Annotated in this window: 15 protein-coding genes; 8 read left to right on the top strand and 7 right to left on the bottom strand. The window is 73.1% G+C overall.

Annotated features, from left to right (window positions below; genetic code table 11):
- Positions 1-35: 35 nt before the first annotated feature.
- The 3 genes from A3CQ_RS0105815 to A3CQ_RS0105805 form a co-directional block, all read right to left on the bottom strand.
- A complete protein-coding gene (locus A3CQ_RS0105815; RefSeq protein ID WP_026205364.1) occupies positions 36-374 on the bottom strand; it encodes a YciI family protein in 339 nt (112 codons plus the stop codon).
- Positions 375-514: 140 nt separating this feature from the next.
- The gene (locus A3CQ_RS0105810) at positions 515-2332 is read right to left on the bottom strand and encodes an anthranilate synthase family protein (protein WP_020509976.1); all 1818 of its coding nucleotides are present in this window, start codon (positions 2330-2332) and stop codon (positions 515-517) included.
- A 210-nt stretch (positions 2333-2542) separates the two neighbouring features.
- A complete protein-coding gene (locus A3CQ_RS0105805; RefSeq protein WP_020509975.1) occupies positions 2543-2773 on the bottom strand; it encodes a hypothetical protein in 231 nt (76 codons plus the stop codon).
- Positions 2774-2962: 189 nt separating this feature from the next.
- On the opposite strand from A3CQ_RS0105805, the gene A3CQ_RS0105800 reads away from it, so the two are divergent.
- Positions 2963-3337 carry a response regulator transcription factor gene (locus A3CQ_RS0105800; protein ID WP_020509974.1) on the top strand — a complete coding sequence of 125 codons (375 nt, stop codon included), beginning with the start codon at positions 2963-2965 and terminating at the stop codon, positions 3335-3337.
- A 3-nt stretch (positions 3338-3340) separates the two neighbouring features.
- The gene (locus A3CQ_RS51650) at positions 3341-4204 is read left to right on the top strand and encodes a sensor histidine kinase (RefSeq protein WP_020509973.1); all 864 of its coding nucleotides are present in this window, start codon (positions 3341-3343) and stop codon (positions 4202-4204) included.
- Here the strand turns inward: A3CQ_RS51650 and A3CQ_RS63575 are convergent.
- A complete protein-coding gene (locus tag A3CQ_RS63575; protein WP_157295347.1) occupies positions 4201-5772 on the bottom strand; it encodes a sensor histidine kinase in 1572 nt (523 codons plus the stop codon). The two genes, A3CQ_RS51650 and A3CQ_RS63575, sit on opposite strands and share 4 nt — an antisense overlap.
- A gap of 114 nt (positions 5773-5886) precedes the next feature.
- Between A3CQ_RS63575 and A3CQ_RS0105785 the strand changes: the two genes are divergently transcribed.
- Positions 5887-6267, top strand: coding sequence for a response regulator transcription factor (locus A3CQ_RS0105785; RefSeq protein ID WP_020509971.1), 381 nt, complete (start codon positions 5887-5889; stop codon positions 6265-6267).
- A gap of 60 nt (positions 6268-6327) precedes the next feature.
- On the top strand, positions 6328-7794 hold the full coding sequence (locus A3CQ_RS0105780) for a GGDEF domain-containing protein (protein ID WP_157295345.1): 1467 nt from the start codon (positions 6328-6330) through the stop codon (positions 7792-7794).
- Here the strand turns inward: A3CQ_RS0105780 and A3CQ_RS0105775 are convergent.
- The 3 genes from A3CQ_RS0105775 to A3CQ_RS51645 all read right to left on the bottom strand — a co-directional run bounded on the left by A3CQ_RS0105775 (position 7791) and on the right by A3CQ_RS51645 (position 9768).
- Positions 7791-8327: a hypothetical protein gene (locus A3CQ_RS0105775; protein ID WP_157295338.1), complete on the bottom strand. Its 537-nt coding sequence runs from the start codon at positions 8325-8327 to the stop codon at positions 7791-7793. The two genes, A3CQ_RS0105780 and A3CQ_RS0105775, sit on opposite strands and share 4 nt — an antisense overlap.
- A gap of 81 nt (positions 8328-8408) precedes the next feature.
- The gene (locus A3CQ_RS0105770) at positions 8409-8747 is read right to left on the bottom strand and encodes a hypothetical protein (protein ID WP_020509968.1); all 339 of its coding nucleotides are present in this window, start codon (positions 8745-8747) and stop codon (positions 8409-8411) included.
- 25 nt (positions 8748-8772) lie between these two features.
- The gene (locus A3CQ_RS51645; RefSeq protein ID WP_020509967.1) at positions 8773-9768 is read right to left on the bottom strand and encodes a hypothetical protein; all 996 of its coding nucleotides are present in this window, start codon (positions 9766-9768) and stop codon (positions 8773-8775) included.
- 138 nt (positions 9769-9906) lie between these two features.
- On the opposite strand from A3CQ_RS51645, the gene A3CQ_RS0105760 reads away from it, so the two are divergent.
- The 4 genes from A3CQ_RS0105760 (at position 9907) to A3CQ_RS0105745 (ending at position 14930) form a co-directional block, all read left to right on the top strand.
- The gene (locus A3CQ_RS0105760) at positions 9907-10323 is read left to right on the top strand and encodes a nitroreductase/quinone reductase family protein (protein WP_020509966.1); all 417 of its coding nucleotides are present in this window, start codon (positions 9907-9909) and stop codon (positions 10321-10323) included.
- 59 nt (positions 10324-10382) lie between these two features.
- Entirely contained in the window at positions 10383-10826 is a 444-nt protein-coding gene (locus A3CQ_RS51640; protein WP_020509965.1) for a pyridoxamine 5'-phosphate oxidase family protein, read from the top strand.
- A gap of 60 nt (positions 10827-10886) precedes the next feature.
- Positions 10887-11705, top strand: a complete 819-nt coding sequence (locus A3CQ_RS0105750; RefSeq protein WP_026205362.1) for an RNA methyltransferase — start codon at positions 10887-10889, stop codon at positions 11703-11705.
- 99 nt (positions 11706-11804) lie between these two features.
- Positions 11805-14930 (top strand): ATP-binding protein, encoded by a 3126-nt coding sequence (locus tag A3CQ_RS0105745; RefSeq protein WP_020509963.1) that lies wholly within the window; start codon positions 11805-11807, stop codon positions 14928-14930.
- Positions 14931-14932: the final 2 nt, after the last annotated feature.

The raw sequence follows: 14932 nt of genomic DNA, 5'->3' as shown, positions 1-14932 counted from the left end.
CCGGCGGTGCGCGTCGGCGACGGCCTCCGAGGCGTTCAGCTCTCCTCCACGACCGCGAAGTCGATCAGCGGGCGCACCTCGACGCCGCCGTCGAGGATCGGGGTCATCTTGGCCAGCGCGATCGCGTGGTCCAGATCCCGCGCCTCGATCACGAAGATCCCCGCGATCATCTCCTTGGTCTCGATCCACGGCCCGTCGGTGATCAGGTCCCCGCGGATCGAGGTGGCCGTGCTGTTCTCCTGCAGCGCCATCCCGGCGATCACCTTGCCGCCGGCCTCGGTGATCCGCCCGGCCAGCGTCATGTGCTCGGCGACCACCTCGGGCGGCAGGTCGTTCCCGTTCCGCTCGAAGATCATGACTGCGTAGCGCGCCATCGTGTCGTCCCTCCATCGTCGTGGCTTTCATACACCCGACAGACGGGTACGCGCGGAATCGACAGCGGGCCCGAAAAAGATCGGGCCGGTGGTCCAAGCGGAGGCTCTCGATCCCCTTGAACCACCGGTTGCCCTTCTCGCTACCCGTTCGCGGCCGGGCTAACCACGCCGGTCATCAATGCCTGCAGGATCTCGGCGAGCACCGCCACCCCGTCCCGGCTGAGCACCGACTCGGGGTGGAACTGCAGTCCGGCGAAGCCGTCCCCGCGCAGCGCGTGAACGGCGCCGTCGGCCGGGTCGCGGGCGATCTCCACCGGGCCGCACGGCGACTCCAGCCGGTCCGAGTCGGCCAGCGCCGCGAAACTGGAGTAGAAGCCGACCCGGCGCCGCCGGCCGAACAGGTCCACGTCGCGGGCCAGCCCCTGGTACGGCGAGTCGCGCCGATGCAGGCGCAGGCCGAGCAGCACGGCGAGGATCTCGTGGCCCAGGCAGACGCCGAGCAGCGGGCGGCGGGCGGCCAGCAGGTCGGCGACCAGGTCGCGCATGGCGGCCATCTTCGGGTCGGTCAGGTCGTCCGGGTCGCCGGGGCCGGGGCCGACGACGACCAGGTCGGGCTCGGTGGGGGTGCGGCCGACCGCCTCCTGCCACGGCACCACCCGGACGGTCAGGCCGAGGGCCTTGAGCTGGTGGGCGAGCATCGCGGTGAACGTGTCCTCGCCGTCGACGATCAGCGCGGTCTTGCCGGCGAGCGCGGGCACGATCAGGACGCCGGGCGCACGTGAGTCGAGCCAGAACCGGGCCAGGTCGTGGTTGCGCGCGGCGAGCGCCGCCCGGACCTCGGGTGACTCCGCTTCCGGGCGTACGGGAGAAGATGCGTGACCGGACGCACCCAGCGCGACCAGGATGCCCGCCGCCTTGGTGTGGGTCTCGGCGATCTCGCCGGCCGCCGTCGAGTGGCGCACGAGCGTGGCGCCGACCGGAACCCGCAGCGCCCCGTCCGGCGTGATCTCGGCGGTGCGGATGAGGATGGGCGCGTCGAGCGTCTGCCGTCCCTGGTCGTCGTGGCCGAGCAGGGCCAGCACCCCGGCGTAGTAGCGGCGGCCCCGGCGCTCGTGGCGGGCGATCACCCGGCACGCGTTCTCGATCGGGCTGCCGGTCACGGTCGGCGCGAACATGGTCTCCCGCAGCACCTCGCGCACGTCCAGCGACCCGCGACCGGCCAGCAGGTACTCCGTATGGGTCAGATGGGCCATCTGTTTGAGGTACGGCCCGGCGACCTGACCACCGTGCTCGGCGACCGTGGCCATCATCTTGAGCTCCTCGTCGAGCACCATGTAGAGCTCCTCGACCTCCTTCGGATCGGCGAGGAAGTCGAGCAGGCTGCCGGAGCCGTGCCGGAACGTGCCGCTGATCGGGTTCATCATCGTGATCCCGTCGGCCACGCTGACGTGCCGCTCGGGGGTGGCGCCGACCAGCGTGCGGGTGCCGGTGTGCACGAGGAACGTCCAGTAGGTGCCCTGCTCGGTGGCGAGCAGCCGGCCGAACGCGGCACGGGCGGCGTCGACCGGATCACCCTCGACGGACGCCTCGTAGACGCGGTGGATCACGAAGTTGGCGCCCTCGCCGTGGCCGATCTCGTCGCGCAGGACGGTCTCGACGATCTCGCCGTACTCGTCGTCGGTGAGGTCGAACCGCCCCGGGCCGAGCCGCAGCGGCCCGGCCGGGAAGGAGGTCAGCGGCTCGGTGCCGCGCGAGGTGATCAGCAGGCATTCCAGCGGGGCGCCGTCGTCGACGCAGTCGAAACCGCGCTCGGCGATCTGGCGATAGGGGATCACCGCGAGGGTCTGCCGCCCGGGCTCGACGGGGATGTCGGCGAGCGTGGCGACCGTGATCACGTCGCCGGTGAGCACCTCGACGTGGTCGGCGCCGTCGCGATGGAGCAGGGCGAAAGGCTGCATGGTCGGGACCTCTTCCTGGCTGGGCGGTCGCCGGCCGAGGTGGGCCCTCACATGGGAACGGCCGCCTCGGGGAGGCGGCCGCGTGGTTGGTTACGCGCGGGGGAGTGTGGCCGCCGGTGAGGCGGGCCACCACATGCTCAATCGCGCGTGCATGCCCGGAAGCTTAAGGGGCGCGCGCACCGGCGCGCCACCCCGTCGCCCTTCCGCATGTCAGGCGAACGCGACCAGGACGGCCGAGCGTGCCCACCGCATGCGCGACGGTGCGCAGTCGGGGTGCTCGCCGAACTCCTGGGCCACCAGCTCGGCGCACCGGCGCTCGCCGAGCCGGTCGACCATCGCGAGCACCGCCTCGCGGATCAGCTCGGCGGTCGGCTCCTGGGAACGCTGCAGGTCCGAGACGAACAGGGCTTCGGTGCGGACGTCGTCCATCAACGCGGCCATCGGATCCTCCAACCGGGTGGTAGCAGTTCGGTCTCCTGCAACCAGGACACCTGTCGCAGGCTGCAACAACGATGCCGAATGGTTGCAGCTCGGTTGCCATGTCCTGCATTCGCCGAGCGGCCCCCAGCGCTGAAATAAGGCGATATGGTGCCGATTAGGAGCTAAAAGCTGGCCAACCGAGGAGAAGCCGTGACGGTGGTGCTGGTCGCCGACGACGACGCCGACATCCGAGACCTGGTGGCGTTCAAGCTCGAGCAGGCCGGGTTCGAGGTGATCGCCGTCGAGGACGGCCAGACGGCGCTCGAGCAGGCCCGCAGCCGGCAGCCCACGCTCGCGGTCCTGGACGTCTCGATGCCCGGGCTCTCCGGCATCGACGTGTGCCGCATGCTGCGCGCCGACCCCGCGACCGCCGGCATGCTGATCATCATGCTCACGGCCCGGGTGCAGGAGCAGGACGTCGAGGGCGGGTTCAGCGCCGGGGCCGACGACTACGTGACCAAACCGTTCAGCCCGCGCGAGCTCGTCTCCCGCATCCAGTCGCTGCTGAGCAGGGCCCGGGCCTGAGGCGTGCGCGGGGCGGCCAACGGCGCGGCGTTCCTGGCCGGTCTGCTCACCGGGGGTGCGACGGCGGCGCTCGCCCTCGGCCGCGAGACGGCCCGGATGCGCGCCGCCTGCCTGGCCACGGCCGCCGAGACCGAGCGGTCCCGCCGCCGCGAGGACGAGCTGATGGCCCGGATGCGGGCGCTGGACGCCGCCAAGACCGACTTCATGGCGACCGTGTCGCACGAGCTGCGCACGCCCCTGACCAGCATCTCCGGTTACGTCGAGCTGCTGCGCGACGCCGAGCCCGACGAGCTGAGCGACGCGCAGCGGCGGATGCTCGAGGTGATCGCGCGCAACGCCCGCCGCCTGCGCGAGCTGATCGAGGACATCCTCACGCTCTCCCGGATCGAGAGCGGCGGCTTCCGCAGTGAGCCGGGCGAGGTGGACCTCGCCCAGGTCGTCGAGCGGGCGATCACGGAGATCGGCCCGGTCGCGGCCAAGGCTTCGGTGGGTCTTCATGCCGAGGTACGGGGGCCGCTCCCGTTACGCGGGGACGGGGTGCAGCTCGACCGCGTGCTGGCGAACCTGCTCGGCAACGCGGTGAAGTTCACCCCGGCCGCCGGGACGGTGACGGTCCGCGCCGCCCACGACGCCGGGGAGGCGGTGCTGGTGGTGGCGGACACCGGCATGGGCATTCCAGAATCCGAGCAAAAGGCATTGTTCGTACGCTTCTTCCGCGCCACGAACGCGATCCGGCGCGCGGTGCCCGGCACCGGTCTGGGGCTGGCGATCTGCCGCAAGATCGTCGACAACCACGGCGGCACGATCGCCGTCGCCTCCGCCGAGAACATGGGCACGACCGTCACGGTCCGCCTTCCCGCCTCCTAGAGCGCTCCGGCCGGCTCGCGCGCGCCCAGAGCGGCGCCGGCGACGGTGAACCAGAAGACGCTGCCGCCGCCCGGGTTGGTCTCGACGCCGATCTCGCCGCCGTGCAGGGCGACGATGCGCGCGCAGACGGCCAGGCCCAGGCCGGTGCCGGGGTAACCCTCGGCGGCCGGGGTGCGGTGGAACGGCGCGAAGATGCGGGACCGCTGCTCCTCGGGGACGCCGATACCGCGGTCGGCGACCTGGATGCGCCACCAGCCGTCGTCGCGCGGGCTGGCCGTCACCTCGACCAGGGCCGGGGCGCCGTGCCGGACGAACCGGAGGGCGTTGGTGATCAGCTGGTCCAGGACCTGGCGGAGCAGGGCGGCGTCGCCGGAGACGGCCGGGAGCTCGCCGATCTCGATGCTCGGGCCGGGCAGGTGCGAGGCGGCGACGTCGAGGGCGAGCAGGCTGGCCTCGATCGGCTCCGGCTTGAGGGCGGCGTCGGCCGCCGAGGCGTACGTGACCAGCTCGTCGACGATCGTGAGCATGCGCCGGGTGGCGGAGTCGATGCGGCGCACGAAGCCGCGGGACTCCTCGTCGAGGCCGGGGGCGTCCTCGAGCAGGATCTCGGTGAACCCGGCGATCGTGTGCAGCGGGGTGTGCAGGTGCTCGGTCGCGGTGGCCGCGAAGCCCGCCAGCTCGTTGTCGATCTCGCGGGTGCGCGTGATCGTGGCCGGGGTGGTGACGGGGGAGAGGAACAGGACGAGCGCGGCGAGAGCGAGGCCGGCGAGCGTGGCCCCGACCATCGTGACCGGCGCGGCGGCGGCCACCGCGGCGCTGACCAGGGGAGTGGTCGGCCGGACCCGGGCCTGCCAGGAGTTGCCGTTCATCGGCAGGTCGACAAGCCGGGATTCGTCGCCCGACGCCGGACCACCCTGCGACCACGTCGCCACGCCCTCGGCCCTGTCGGTCAGGGTGACGCTCACGCCGGTCACGCCGGCGGCGCGGAGGGCCGCGTCGAGGAAGTCGGTGGCGCGGACGCTGACGATCACCCAGCCGGCCGGGTCGCGCAGGGGCGCCACCAGCTCGAACGCCTGCTGGCGCTGGGCGGCGGGCAGGCCGGCGTCGGCCGGGAGCACGTGGGCGGCGCCGGCGACGGGGCCGCCGTGCTGGGTCGCGAGCGCCATGGCCCGGGACAGCTCGGGGGCGGGGGAGAGGGCGGCGGCCGTGGCCGGGGTGCTCCCGTCGGCGGCGTGCCGGGCCAGCACCGTGCCGTCGGCCGCGACCACGAGCACCTGGTGCGCGCCGGGGAGGCGCTCGCCGGCGATCCGGGTCACCGTGTCCGGCAGGGCGTCGCTCCCGGCCACCGCCGACACGTCGTGCATCGTGTCCGCGTACCGCTGAAGGGCGGAACCCAGCGCGGAGCGGACGCTCGCCTCACGCAGGGTGAGTTCCGCGGCGCCGGCGTCGTCGGCGGCGAGAGCGAGACCGGCCGTCGCTGCCGCACCACCCGCCAGGCCGAGCGTAAGCACGACGGCGGCCAGGCCGACGGCACGCCGGCTCCGGGACCGCAATGCTCTGATCTTCACGGTGGGTCTATCGGAGCCGCGCGAGGCGGGTTGAGCGGCGCACCGCATTGCACCCTGCCCTCCGCGCAAAACGGATATATTGCTCGCGGCGAGCGGACCGAGGTGGTGACACGGATGAGCACGATCCTCCTGGCCGAGGACGATCCGGACATCCGGCACATGGTCGCGTACAAGCTGGGCCGGGCCGGTTTCGAGGTCATCGAGGTGGTCGACGGGCCGGCCGCGCTCGACGCCTGCCTGCGTGATCCGCCCGACCTCGTGCTGCTCGACGTGCGCATGCCGCGGATGGACGGGATCGCCGTCTGCCGGGAGCTGCGGGCCGGGCCGCCGACCGCCGGCGTCCCGATCATCATGCTGACCGCCCGGGCCCGGCCGCAGGACCGTGAGCAGGCCTTCGCGGCCGGCGCCACCGATTACGTCATCAAGCCGTTCAGCCCGCGCGCCCTCGTCGAGCGGGTCGAGGCCACCCTCGCCCGGGAACGCCAGCGCGGCTGAATTCTCCTCAAGCTCCCGCCGACGCCGCCGATGGGCTGGCATTCGGCAAGGGGGGACACGATGACGAGGTGGCCGCGGGCGGCGGCTCCGGCATGGCCGGTGCACGCGGCCACCTTCCTCGTGACGGTCACCGCCGCGACGGCGTACGGGATCTCCGGACCGCACCTGCGCCCGGTCATCTTCTCCCTGGTCACGCTGGTGCCGGTGGCCACCTTCGCGGGCGCGCTCGGCGTCGGGCACCTCGCCGACCGCCGGCCGTGGCTGATCGCGGCCGGCGGCCTGGTGCTCCTCGCGGTCAGCATGGCGTTCTGGTCCGACTGGGTCTCCGCGCATCATTTCGGGCGCGCCGAGGGGCGGGCCGCCGACTTCGGCATCGCCGCGGCGCATCTGCTCTTCCTCGCCGGCGCCGGTGGTGTGCTGCGCAAACACGGCGCCAACGACTTCGCGGGGCTGCTCGACGCGGCCCTGTTCGGCGTGTGCATGGCCGGGCCGGTCTGGGCCTGGCTGCTCGCGCCGCGGCTCACCCCGGCCGCGACCCCGCTCGGCGAGATGCTCGTGCTGGCCGACGTGGCGGTGCTCTCGGCCGTGCTCGGCTGCCTGGTCCGGATCGGGCGGCGGGTCAGCCGGGCGCGCGGGCCGATCGCCTACCTCCTGCTGTGCATCGCGGCGACCCTCGGCGCGCACGTCACCGGGGTACTGACCGCCTCGCACGGCAGCGCCGTACCGTCCGCGGTGCTGCTGATGATCGCGTACCTGACGATCGCGGGCGCTGCCCTGCACCCGGCCGCACCGATGATCACCAACCCGGACCGGCCGGGCCGCGAGGTGACCGGCAAGCCGCCGCTGCTCTGGATGGGAGCGGCCCTGTGCGCGAACCCGCTGATCGCCGCGATCCAGGCGGTGCGCGGCGACCAGGGAGCCGGCGTGCTGTTGCCGGTGGGGTCGATGCTCGCTGTGCCGCTGGTGCTGCTGCGGCTGCGGCAGATGTCGTTGCTGCGCAGCGAGGCCGAGCAGACCCTCGCCCATCACGCCCACCACGACGAGCTCACCGGCCTGCACAACCGCCGGCACGTGGTCGCCGAGATCGATCGGGCGCTGGCCGACCTCGAGCGCGGCGTGATCGACGAGGTGACCGTGCTGCTCCTGGACCTGGACGGGTTCAAGCCGGTCAACGACCGCTACGGCCACCAGGCGGGCGACGCGGTGCTACGTACCGTCGCCGCCCGGCTGGCGGAGGCCGCCGCGCCCGGCGACGTGGTCGGGCGGATCGGCGGCGACGAGTTCCTGGTGCTGCGCCGCGGCCGGGCCGGCGGCGACCTGGCCTCGCGGGTGGCCGGCCTGGTGGGCACGTCCATCGAGGTGGGCGACGCGAGCGTACGGGTGGGAGTGTCGGCCGGCATCGCGAGCGTGCTGCGGGGAGCCGGTATCGACCGGGACGCGCTGATCGGCCGAGCCGACGCCGCGATGTACGCCCAGAAGGCGGCCCACCGCAAGCGCGACCGTGAGCCGGTCCTCGGCGTCGGTTAGGCCCCGAGGGCGTGCTGGTCGGCGTGGTCGCGTTGGCGCGCGCGGGTGCGCAGGCCCTGCAGCCAGGTCACCTCGGCGGCGAGGCCGGCGTCGGTCAGCTCGGCGCGGGCCGAGTCGGCCGAGAGCGGGGCGCCGGGGCGGCCCGGGTTGGTGCGCAGGCGGCTGAGCTCGAGGTGGGCGAGGCAGACCGACACGACCATCTCGAAGGTGGCCCGGTCGGTGGACTCGATCGCGAGCAGCACCCGGGTGCGGACGTCCTCGGCGCTGAAGTCGGCCGGGACCCGCAGCATCCACATCCGCTGCCGGCGGGCGCCCTCCTCGGTCAGCTCGTAGCGGCGCTGGCGGGCCTGGGTCGGCGAGGCGGCCGAGCGGACGAAGCCGAGGCGTTCCTGCCGGGTGAGCGTCCAGGAGACCCGCGAGATGTCGACCCGCTGATCGGCGCCGAACGTGGCGGCGTGCCGCAGCTGGATGTCGTGCGCCGTGCCGCCACGGTCGGCCAGCAGCACGAGCAGCACGTCCCCCAGTGCCGTCACAGACCCTCCCGACAAGCTCCTACAAGATGTAGAAGCTAGTCGACGGCCGTGGCTGTCCGCCATCGCCGAACGGGGTGAGGGTTACGCCAGGCAGGCATCGCGCGCCGTCCGGAAGGTCCCCGTCGTGTCGCCGTACCACTTCCACGGGTCGGCGCCGCCGGCCGGCTTCATCTCGCCGCCGAAGCCCGACCAGGAGTGCCGGAGCGTCGCCCGGCCCGACGGCACCAGCTCGAGCACGGCCCAGCCGGCGAGCATGCGGCCGAGCGCGTTCTTCTTGAGCTCCCGCTGCGCCGGCGGCGGCACGTAAAGCCTCTTCGCGGTCCCGGTGTTGTCCATCCGGTCCAGGATCTCGGGCAGCCGGCCGGCGTCGACCAGGGCCAGGAAGTCGGCGAAGCGGGCCGGCCGGCCGGTGCTGGCCACGGCAGCCGGCGGATAGACAGCGGGGTCAGCCGGCGATGCGGGCGCTCCAATGGTTGTATGGACTGTTCATTGTGAAGGTCAGCGTTGGGCATTGGAAGCTGCTGCCGGACGGTGGCGGGGTGCCGTACGAGTACGAGTTGGACGGTGTCGCGGGCTGCCACGCGCCGTTCAGCTCGACCTGGATCGCGCTGGCGTCGAAGCCCTGGCCGGCCATGTCGGTGCAGTAGTAGCCGACGCCGGTGGACGGCTCGATCGAGGAGTAGATCTCGAACATGTTCCAGCCGAACCAGGTGTCGCCGAGGTCGTAGCTGCCGGCGCTGGTGTAGAAGGTCTGGAACGCATGGGTCTGATAGTTGTACAGGTAGGCGGTCCATTCGTTGGTCGAGGCGTTGGTCTTACTGACCTGGAAGCTGTACGCCGGCAGCCCGTTCACCGTGGTGGTGTAGGCGGACCGGAAGGCGCTGTTCATGGTCAGCGCCTTGCCGACGCCGGACCGGCCGCCGCACCAGTCCCAGGCCCAGAGCAGCGGGCCGCTCGGTGTGTACGCCGTGGTCATCTCGATGCAGGCACCGCCGGGGCTCAATGACGTGGGGGAGTAGATGTACTCCCCGCCCCGAGTCGTGGTGCCGTTGTTGGTCAGCACGCTGTGGGTGGCGCTGATGCCCTGCGCCTGCGGCTGGTCGAAGGCGGTGCCCCACGCGGTGTGCAGCGCCTGAGCGGCCAATGTGGTGGAGATCTGGCCGCGGGTCAGGGCGAGGAATCGGGTGGCCGCCTCGCCGGCGAGAGCGCTGGCGGCCGCGCCGGTCAGTCCGCGCACCTCGCCGCGGACACGGGCGTTCGCTCCGCGGAGTTCGGGGTGGTCGGCGGCCGGTCGGGGGAGCGAGCCGGCCGCGGCACGCGCGGCGGGCACGGCAGGCACGGCGGCTGCGGCGGGCGCGGCGGGCGCGGCGGTGCCGGTGGCGACGACCGCCGCGACGATGCCGACGGCGGCGATGAGCAGGCGGCCGATGCGGACGTGCATGACAACTCCTCTCAGGTCGGGTCCGCATCGACGCTAATATCGATAAACATCACTGTCTACGGGTAGGCGGAAAACGCTTTCCAGCGAAATCGATCACAATCCCGGTGGAAATTTGCGACGTCAACTACCGTTCGGGGCATGGCTTCTTTCAACGACACGGTGATCGAGAACTTCCGCGCCCACGAGGGCGTGCTCGGCGGTCACTGGGAGGGCAAGACGACCCTCCTGCTGCACACGCCCGGTCGTAAGTCCGGCAAGAACTTCGTCAACCCGCTGGTCGCGGCGCCCTACAAGGACTCGTTCATCGTCTGCGGCAGCGGCGGCGGCGCGCCCGAGGACCCGCAGTGGGTCGCCAACCTGGAGGCCGTCGACGGCCCGGTGACCGTCGAACTGGGTACGGAGACCGTGAAGGCCGACCACCGCGTGGTCCGCCCCGGGCTCGACGACGACTGGGACCAGCTGTACGAGGTGTGGCGCGAGTACTGGCCCGACGCCGCCGACTACGAGAAGAAGACCGACCGCAAGTTCCCGGTCGCCGTGATCACCGTTCGCTGATTCGGACCGTCGCGGGTGCGGCGGGACCGCGGCAGCCGCCGCCTCCGTACGCTGACGGCATGTCCCAGCCCGCACCCGCCGACGAGAACCGGCGCCGGCTGACCCCCGACGAGAGCGCCGGCCTGCTGGCCCGCCCCCTGGCCGGCGTGTTCTCCACATTGCATCCCGCCGGCTGGATCCATTCGGTGCCGGTTCATTTCCTCTACGCGGACGGGGAGATCCGCTTTCTGGCCGAGGCGGACGCGGTCAAGTCCCGCAACGCGGCGCGTACCGGCCAGGCGACGTTGTGCGTCGAGACCACCGACGGGACCGTACGCAGCTTCGTCAGCGTGTCCGGCCCGGTCACCGTTCGCCGTCCGCCGCCGGTCGCCGACCTCGTGGCCCTGGACGAGAAGTACGGCCGGTCCGACTTCTCGTCCGGCTGGTCGGAGGACGAGCTCGCGGCCGCGGTGATCCTGGTCCTGCGACCCGACCGCTGGATCGCCTGGGCCGACTGGGACTGACGATCCCGTACCCTTTCGCGGGTAGAGGCAGGCCGGTAACGACGTACGACGGAGGCGGGGTTGGCCCAGGGATTGCGGGTGAGCACCCGCAATGCGCGGTTCCAGCAGTGGGAGGCCCTGCTCGGCAACCGGACCAAGCGCCAGCGCCGCGGCGAGTTCCTCGTCCAGGGGGTCCGGCCCATCACCATGGCCGTGACGCACGGCTGGCAGATCCGGGAACTGCTCTACGACGCCGGCTCGTCGCTGTCGGGCTGGGCGCGGGAGACGCTGGCCGACGTCCGGGCCGAAAAGGTCGCCGTCGCCCGCGAGCTGATGCACGAACTGGGCGGGAAGGCAGACACGGTTCCCGAGCTGCTGGCCGTCGTGGCGATACCCGAGGACTCCCTCGACCGCATCCCGGCCGGTCCGTCGATGCTGGTGGTCGTGTTCGACCGGCCGACCAGCCCGGGCAACATCGGCACGCTCGTACGCTCGGCGGACGCGTTCGGCGCGGACGGCGTCGTCGTCACCGGCCACGCCGCCGACGTGTACGACCCGAAGGCGGTCCGGGCGAGCACGGGCTCGCTGTTCGGGCTGCCCGTGGTGCGGGTGCCGTCGCATCAGGCGGTCCTGGCCTGGGTGCGCGACGTCAGGGCCGGTGGCATCGACCTGCGAGTGGTGGGCACCGACGAGGACGGCGACCGAGATGCCGCGGAGTACGACTTCACCCGGCCCACGCTCGCCCTCGTCGGCAACGAGACCACCGGGCTCAGCGCGGCCTGGCGCGAGGCCTGCGACGACCTGGTCCGGATCCCCATGTCCGGCACCGCCAGCTCCCTGAACGCGGCCACCGCCGCGACCGTCGTGCTGTACGAGGCCGCCCGCCAGCGTCGCTCTTGACCGGGACGATCTCGATTTCTTGAAGCTGAGTGCTGTGAAACTCGCCCGGCTGCTGTTACAAAAGGCCTGACTCGACAGCGCGCGGGCAGGAGCGGCACGATGGGCAGCGAGCGTGTGCGCCTGCAGATCCTCGGGCCACTGCGGGTGTGGCGCGACGGGGTCGAGCTCGACGCCGGTCCGGGGCAGCAGGCCTATCTCCTCGCGTTGCTCCTGGTTCGGGCGGGCCGGCCGATCAGCACGTACGAGCTGATCGATCTGATCTGGGGTGACGACGTCCCCGCCTCGGCGGTCAACATCCTGCAGAAGTACACCGGCGCGTTGCGGCGGCTGCTCGAGCCGGAGTTGCCGGCCCGCGGGACCGGCTCGTACCTGCAGCGCCGGGGCAGCGGATACATGTTCGTCCCGGAGCCCGGAATGCTGGACGTGGTCACGTTCCGGGAGCTGGCCGAGGCGGCCCGCACCCATGCCGCCAAGGAGCAGCCGGGCCCGGCCCTCGACTGTTACGCCCGGGCACTGGAACTCTGGCACGGCCCCGCCGGCGATGGCATGGCGCACGGCGCGGCCGCGATGGCCGTCTTCGCCACGGTGGACGGTGAGTTCTTCGAGGCGTGCGTGGCGGCGGCCGAGCTGGCCGTTTCCCAGGGCCGGCCGGAACTGGTGCTGCCGGCCCTGCGGCGCGCCGCCGCCATGGCGCCGCTGGACGAGATGGTTCAGGCCGCTCTCCTCTCCACCCTGGGCGCCGCCGGTCAGCAGGCCACGGCGCTGTCGGTGTTCCGGACGGTCCGCGCCCGGCTCGCCGAGGAGCTGGGCATCGATCCCGGACCGGCGTTGCTGGCCGCGCACCGGAGGCTGCTGGGCCGGCCGTCGGCGCCGGCGAAACCGCCCACTCCGGCCGCGCCCGCCGATCTCCTGGTCGGGCGGACCGAGGAGCTCGCGGTCCTGCGGCAGGCGGTGGAGGCGGCGTTCGCCGGCCGGACCGGCCTGGTCGTCGTCGAGGGAGAACCGGGGGCGGGCAAGACCCGCCTGCTCGAGGAGACCGGCGCCGAGGCCGCCCGGCAGGACGCGCTCGTGGTCTGGGGCCGGTGCCTCGAGGGGGACGGCACCCCCTCGATGTGGCCGTGGGTCCAGGTGATCGGCGGCGTCCTCGCGAGCCTGCCCGCCGCGGCCCGCGAGGAGTGGCAGGCGGGCGAGCTCGGCCGCCTCATCGGGTCGGCCGGCGGAGGTTACGGCGCGCCGGTGCTGCCGGACAGCGGCGCACAGTTCCGCCTGTTCGAGCAGGCGGTCGCCCTGATCGGGCAGGTGTCGGCGCGCCGGCCGATCGTGCTGGTCATCGACGACATCCAATGGGCCGACGGCACGTCGCTCGACCTGTTCAGCCACCTGGCCACCCGGCTCCCGGACGGCACCGCGATCATCGGAGCGCTACGCGACCGCGCGCCCGTGCCCCGCCCGGAGGTGGCCCGCGCGCTCGCCACGGCCAGCCGGCAGCCCCAGCACCGGCGGATCCACCTCGCCCCGTTCGGCCCGGACGAGGTGGCGGAGCTGGTCCGCCGCGAGACCGGCCGGGTGCCCGGTCCCGCCGCCGCCCGGAGCATCCACCTCCGCACCGGCGGCAACGCGTTCTTCGTCCGGGAGTTGTCCCGGTTCCTCGCCGACGGCGGCGAGTTCGATGCCGCCGGGCGCCCCGGGGTGCCGTCCACCGTGCGCGACGTCGTCAGCGACCGGATCGCCGGGCTCGACGACGACGCCCGGGCCCTGCTGCAGACGGCCGCGCTCATCGGCCGGGACGTCAACCTGGCCCTGCTCGCCGACGCGGCGGGCCTCGAGGTGCAGAGCTGTCTCGACCGGATGGAACCGCTGGAGGCGCTCGGCCTGTTCGAGCCCCCGCGCGGCGATCCGTTCTCGCTCCGCTTCGCGCACGACCTGGTGCGCGAGTCCGTCGCCGGGAGCACGTCGACGCGCGTGGTGCCCCGGCTGCACCTGCGCGTCGCCGAGGCGCTCGAGCGCACGACCGCCGGGGACGACCAGGTGGTCGAACGCCTCGCCCACCACCTGTGGGCGGCCGGCCCGCTCGCCGACCCGGCCCGGACCGCGGCGGCGCTCGTGCGCGCGGGCCGCTGCGCCGGGACCAAGTCGGCGCTGGAGGCCGCCGCCCGCCAGTTGCGGCTGGCCGCGGAGGTGGCGCGGGCGGCGGGCCTGGCCGAGCTTGAGCTGTCCGCCCTCTCGCTGTTCATCGCCGTGGACGGGATGCGGGCGGGCTACGTCGGCTCGGCGCCCGAGCTGCTGGAGCGCGCCGAGCACCTGGCTCGCGAGCTCGGCCGGGAGCGGGAGGCCGCCGACTTCCTGTTCTCCCGGTGGGCCGCGCACTCCCAGGGCATCCAGCTCGACCAGGCGGGCCGGCTGGCGCGCCGCCTGCTCGACCGGGGCGAAGCCTCCGACGATCCGGTGGTACGCACGTACGGCCGGCACGCCTGGGGCATCCACCAGTGGGACATCGGCAACATCGGCGCGGCGCATCGATACCTGAGCTGGTCGAACTCGGCCATCAACCGCGACTCGGCCGGGCGCGAGCAGGCGCCGCTGCGGCACGACCTGCAGCTGCTCTCGCCGGTGATGCTCGCGCTGATGACCGCGCTGCACGGTGACGTCGACGAGTCGCGGGTCATGTTCGACGCGCTGGAGGCCGCCGCCGGCGACGACCCGTACGCGATCACCGTCTGGTCGGCCTTCTCGGTCACCGCCGCGGCGCTGGCCGGCGACCCGTCCTGGGCGTTGCGCGCCGCCGAGCTGGGCATCGCCCAGGACCACGAATTCTCCTTCGTCTTCCTCGGCGCGTACCAACGGCTGGCCCGCTGCTGGGCGCGGGCCGTGACCGGCGGCGACCCCGGCGCCGCGGCCGAAGCGGAGAAGATCATCGCCGTGGCCCTGCTCGACCCGCCGCGCTCCGGCCTGGCCACCTGGTACGGGTTGCTCGGCGAGATGTGGCTGGCGGCCGGCTGGCTGGACGAGGCGGCCGCGGCCCTGGACCGGGCGGACTCGTTCGTCGTCCGATATGACCAGCGGTACGCCGAGGGCCTGCTGATCCTCCTGCGAGCGCGGCTGATGCGGGCCCGGGGCGAGCCGGCCGCCGACGTCCGGCGCATGGCCGAGCGGGCCCGAACGCTGTCCACCGAGCGCGGCGCGCACCTCTTCGCCCACCGCGCGGAGGACCTGCTCACGAACTGAGA

The organism is Paractinoplanes globisporus DSM 43857 (genome assembly GCF_000379645.1).
GTDB classification, from domain to species: Bacteria; Actinomycetota; Actinomycetes; order Mycobacteriales; family Micromonosporaceae; genus Actinoplanes; species Actinoplanes globisporus.
The sequence above is the reverse complement of the archived record's forward strand: the minus strand, read 5'-3'. Positions and strand labels throughout refer to the sequence as shown.

Bases quoted from the DNA above. Each gene is read 5' to 3' on its own strand.
- A3CQ_RS0105815 (WP_026205364.1), bottom strand. From the start codon at position 374: ATGGCGCGCTACGCAGTCATGATCTTCGAGCGGAACGGGAACGACCTG.
- A3CQ_RS51645 (WP_020509967.1), bottom strand. From the start codon at position 9,768: ATGCACGTCCGCATCGGCCGCCTGCTCATCGCCGCCGTCGGCATCGTC.
- A3CQ_RS0105760 (WP_020509966.1), top strand. From the start codon at position 9,907: ATGGCTTCTTTCAACGACACGGTGATCGAGAACTTCCGCGCCCACGAG.
- A3CQ_RS0105780 (WP_157295345.1), top strand. From the start codon at position 6,328: ATGACGAGGTGGCCGCGGGCGGCGGCTCCGGCATGGCCGGTGCACGCG.
- A3CQ_RS0105785 (WP_020509971.1), top strand. From the start codon at position 5,887: ATGAGCACGATCCTCCTGGCCGAGGACGATCCGGACATCCGGCACATG.
- A3CQ_RS0105810 (WP_020509976.1), bottom strand. From the start codon at position 2,332: ATGCAGCCTTTCGCCCTGCTCCATCGCGACGGCGCCGACCACGTCGAG.
- A3CQ_RS51640 (WP_020509965.1), top strand. From the start codon at position 10,383: ATGTCCCAGCCCGCACCCGCCGACGAGAACCGGCGCCGGCTGACCCCC.
- A3CQ_RS0105805 (WP_020509975.1), bottom strand. From the start codon at position 2,773: ATGGCCGCGTTGATGGACGACGTCCGCACCGAAGCCCTGTTCGTCTCG.
- A3CQ_RS0105745 (WP_020509963.1), top strand. From the start codon at position 11,805: ATGGGCAGCGAGCGTGTGCGCCTGCAGATCCTCGGGCCACTGCGGGTG.